The organism is Paraburkholderia sp. (assembly GCF_036488795.1).
GTDB lineage: Bacteria > Pseudomonadota > Gammaproteobacteria > Burkholderiales > Burkholderiaceae > Paraburkholderia.
Genome location: NZ_DASXHA010000093.1, coordinates 1 through 3,982 on the forward strand (window position 1 = coordinate 1; position 3,982 = coordinate 3,982).

The window sequence follows — 3,982 nt, forward strand, 5'->3', positions numbered from 1 at the left end:
TGTCGCTAGCGGCGTTGTGTTGAACATAGTGATCCCGTCAGAGGTGGTTCGTGTCAAACCGCGCGCTTGCCTCGGCGGCGCTGGCATGACAGTCGGTGCGGCGGCTGGCTGGCCGCTTCTCTGACTACGGGAAGAAAACGGTGGGCTGGCGTTGAAGTTAAATGCGAATAGCTATCATTTCACGTGTGACAAAATATTTCAAGACCCGGGAACTTCTTTGATACGACGAATATTTCGCCAGATTACTAAATGAAACCACTATGTAATGTTTGGCGCGGAAACTGAAAGCATCCGGAAAGCGAGACGCGCCTACGCGGCCTGCAGTGAGTGCGTGCGCGCCAGGTGGGGAGATGAACTACAGGGAGAAAGACAGCGAGGAGGAGCGCCGATCCGGTCGGCGCTCCCTTCAAACGTACCGCTTTAGAACGGCAGCTTGGCGTCCGGCTTCTCAGCCAGGATCACGCGGCGGAAGTCTTCCTGAATGCGCGCGAGAGCGGCGTCGTTATCCGCTTCGAAGCGCATCACGACCACCGGTGTCGTGTTCGACGAACGCGCCAGACCGAAACCGTCCGGATACTCGACCCGCAGACCGTCGATCTTCACGACGTCGTCCGCACCCGTAAACTGGGCGCTCTTCTGCAGACGCGCGATCAGTTCGAAGTTTTCGCCCTCTTCGAGCTTCAGTTGCAGCTCCGGCGTGGAATGCGAGTTCGGCAGCGAATTGAGCAGCGCGCTCGGATCCGCCACGCGCGCGAGAATCTCCAGCAGACGCGCACCCGTGTACAAGCCGTCGTCGAAGCCATACCAGCGGTCCTTGAAAAACACGTGGCCGCTCATTTCGCCCGCCAGCGGTGCGCCGGTTTCGCGCAGCTTGGCCTTCACCAGCGAGTGGCCGGTCTTCCACATCAGCGGCTCGCCGCCTTTGTCTTTGACCCACTTCGCCAGATTACGGGTGCACTTCACGTCGTAGATGATCTGCGCGCCCTTGTTGCGCGACAGCACTTCTTCGGCGAACAGCATCAGTTGACGGTCCGGATAGATGATCTGGCCGTCTTTCGTGACGACGCCCAGGCGGTCACCGTCGCCGTCGAACGCGAAGCCGATTTCGGCGTCGGTTTCTTTCAGCGCCTTGATCACGTCCTGGAGGTTTTCCGGGTGAGCCGGGTCCGGGTGGTGATTCGGAAAATTACCGTCGATTTCAGTGAACAGCTCGACCAGTTCGCAGCCGAGCTTCCTGAACAGCTTCGGCGCAAGCCCACCGGCGACGCCATTGCCGGTATCCACGACGATCTTCAGCGGACGCGCCAGCTTGATGTCGCTGACGATCCGCTCGAGGTACGCATCCGCAATGTCGTACTCCGTGTAGCTGCCGCTGCCGCTCGAGAAATTGTCGTCGACGATGCGTTGATGCAATCCAAGGATCTGCTCGCCGTAGATGGCCGCGCCGCGCAGCACCATCTTGAAGCCGTTGTAGTCGGGCGGATTGTGGCTGCCGGTCACGACGATGCACGAGTCGACCCGGCGCTCGCCACCGGCCAGCTTGAGCGGCACACTGGCAGCGAAGTAGCCGACCGGCGTCGGCACCATGCCGACATTGACCACGTCGACGCCAGCCGCGCGCAGGCCGTCCGACAACGCCGCAATCAGATCCGGGCCCGACAGGCGCCCGTCACGTGCCACGACAACAGCGTCGCCCCCTTGAGCACGCACTTCACTACCGAATGCGCGGCCAATCAGGCGGGCGGTATCGGCATCCAGCGTCTTGCCGATCACACCGCGAATGTCATATGCCTTGAAAATGGATTTGGAGATCATGGTTGGCTCACTTGCGTGCAATGGAAAATTTTTGACCGGCACCTTCTGGTGATCGGCGGCCTTCGTTGGTCAACGCGCTACCCCCTTGCCGGAAGCGATCCGGTTCCAACTTATAATTGCGCTTTTCTGACACGCCTTGCAGACGACTATTCTAATGCTTAGACGCCCTCCGCTCGTAAAGTTGCCGCTTCATAGGGCCAGGTGGGCAAGCGCACAGACAGCCGCGTCGCAACCGGCCACGCAGACCAGGCGGGCAGAAGCTGGATGCTGACGCTCAAACGCCTGACTGGCCGCTTTGCCAACCCCGACGTCACGCGGGCACTGACGAATATCGTCTGGCTCGGACTCGAGCGTGTCACGCAGATCGGCGTGGCGATCCTGATCAGCGGCGTGCTGGCGCGCTACTTCGGGCCGGACGTCTTCGGCAAATGGCAGTACGCCAATACCCTGCTGCTGGTACTCTCGCCCATCACCTGGGTATGCGGCGCCGAAATCCTCGTGCCCACTATCGTCAACCGGCCGCCCGGGCAACTGGGCACCGTGCTCGGCAGTGCCTTTGCGTTGCGCCTGTCGGTGTCGGCGGCTGCGCTGCTGTTGAGCTGGGCCGGCATTGCCGCCGGACTCACCGACCCGCTGGTCGGCGCGATGCTGGCCGGCCTCGCCGTGACCATGCTGTTTCGCGAGCCGTTCGTCGGCGTGATCAATTCGTGGCTGCAAAGCATGACCTACAGCAAGCCGCAGTTGCTCACCAGCATGAGCACGGCGCTGGCGAAGGCGGCACTCGTCTATCTGCTGGTGCGGGCCGCGGCCACCCCGGCGCGCTTCGGCTGGCTGTGGGCGCTGGAGTCGGCGGCGATCGGCGGTGTGCTGCTCGTCTATTACATCCGGCGTCATGGCGGCAAGCTCGGCTGGCATCTGGACCGTGCGCTGTTCCGGCATTTCGCCACCGCAGGCACGGTGTTCTGGCTCGGCCTGATCTGTATGTACCTGTTCCTGAAACTCGACCGGCTGATGCTGGAGCGGACCATCTCGTTCGCCGACCTCGGACGCTATTCGGCCGCGCAGCAACTGAACGAAAACTGGATCGCGCTGGCGCTGATGCTCGCGCAGACCATTGCGCCGGCCTTCGTCTATCGGGTGCAGGCAAGCTCGCATCTGCGTCGTAACATGTGGCGCCTGACGGCCATGGCCGCCGCGCTGATGGTGGCCGGCGCCGTCGTGCTCGATCTGCTGGCCGGCATCATCATTCGCCGCGTGTTCGGTCCGGCTTACGAAGGCGCCATCGAGATTTTCCGCTGGGCCGTGTGGTTGTCCGTGCCGGCGGGCATCGAGGCAATCGGCAATCTGATCGTGCTGAAATACCAGGCGAAATTCGTGTTGTTGTCGAAATGGCTGCTGGCACTGGCCGTGGCATTCGTCGTCAATCTGCTGGCGATTCCTCGCATGGGCGCCTACGGCGCGCTGGTGGGACTCGCGTGCGGGTATCTGGCTGCGGTGTCGGTCAACCTCTATTACATCCGCTTCAAATTGCGCCCATGACGCATTCACCCGCATCCGCGCAACGCCCCTCCGGCTCGTTGAGTTCGCCGCCACTCACATCGGCGACGACGCTTGACGACGTCGCGGTATTGATCCCGGCGTACAACGGCCAGGCCGATGTCGAACGCACACTCGCGTCGTTTAGCGAAGACGCGTTGATTCACGTGCTGATCGTCGACGATGGCAGCACGCCCGCCATCGTCGCGCCTGCCCTGCCGAACCTGTCCATCGAAGTCTTGCGCATGCCGCACAACAGCGGCATCGAAAAGGCGCTGCAGACCGGCATCGACGCGCTTGCCGAGCGCGGCTTCCGCTACGCCGCGCGAATCGACGCGGGCGACCTGACGGTGCCGCACCGGCTCGCGAAGCAGCGCGCTTATCTGGAGGCGCATCCGCAGGTTGAGGGCCTCGGCATGTGGACCCAGGTGGTCACGCGCGACGGCCGGCCGCTCTTCATGCTGACGCCACCCTCCGAGCCGGCCGCGATCCGCCGCCTGCGCTTTTATCGCAGTTGCCTCGCGCACCCTTCCATGATGTTGCGTATCGACGCGGTACGCGCCGTCGGCAACTACCGCGCCGCTTACCGTTCCGCCGAAGATCTGGACCTGTTCCTGCGGCTGATGGAACG

Annotated in this window: 3 protein-coding genes; 2 read left to right on the forward strand and 1 reads right to left on the reverse strand. The window is 62.7% G+C overall.

What is annotated here, in order from left to right; translation table 11 throughout:
• Positions 1 to 420: 420 nt before the first annotated feature.
• Positions 421 to 1,815: a phosphomannomutase/phosphoglucomutase gene (locus VGH41_RS12525; RefSeq protein ID WP_331597761.1), complete on the reverse strand. Its 1,395-nt coding sequence runs from the start codon at positions 1,813 to 1,815 to the stop codon at positions 421 to 423.
• 264 nt (positions 1,816 to 2,079) lie between these two features.
• Here VGH41_RS12525 and VGH41_RS12530 point away from each other — a divergent pair, with 264 nt between their 5' ends.
• Positions 2,080 to 3,354, forward strand: coding sequence for an oligosaccharide flippase family protein (locus VGH41_RS12530; protein WP_331597762.1), 1,275 nt, complete (start codon positions 2,080 to 2,082; stop codon positions 3,352 to 3,354).
• Positions 3,351 to 3,982 (forward strand): glycosyltransferase (locus VGH41_RS12535; protein ID WP_414696643.1); only part of this gene is annotated, 632 nt, incomplete at its 3' end. The genes VGH41_RS12530 and VGH41_RS12535, both read left to right, overlap by 4 nt.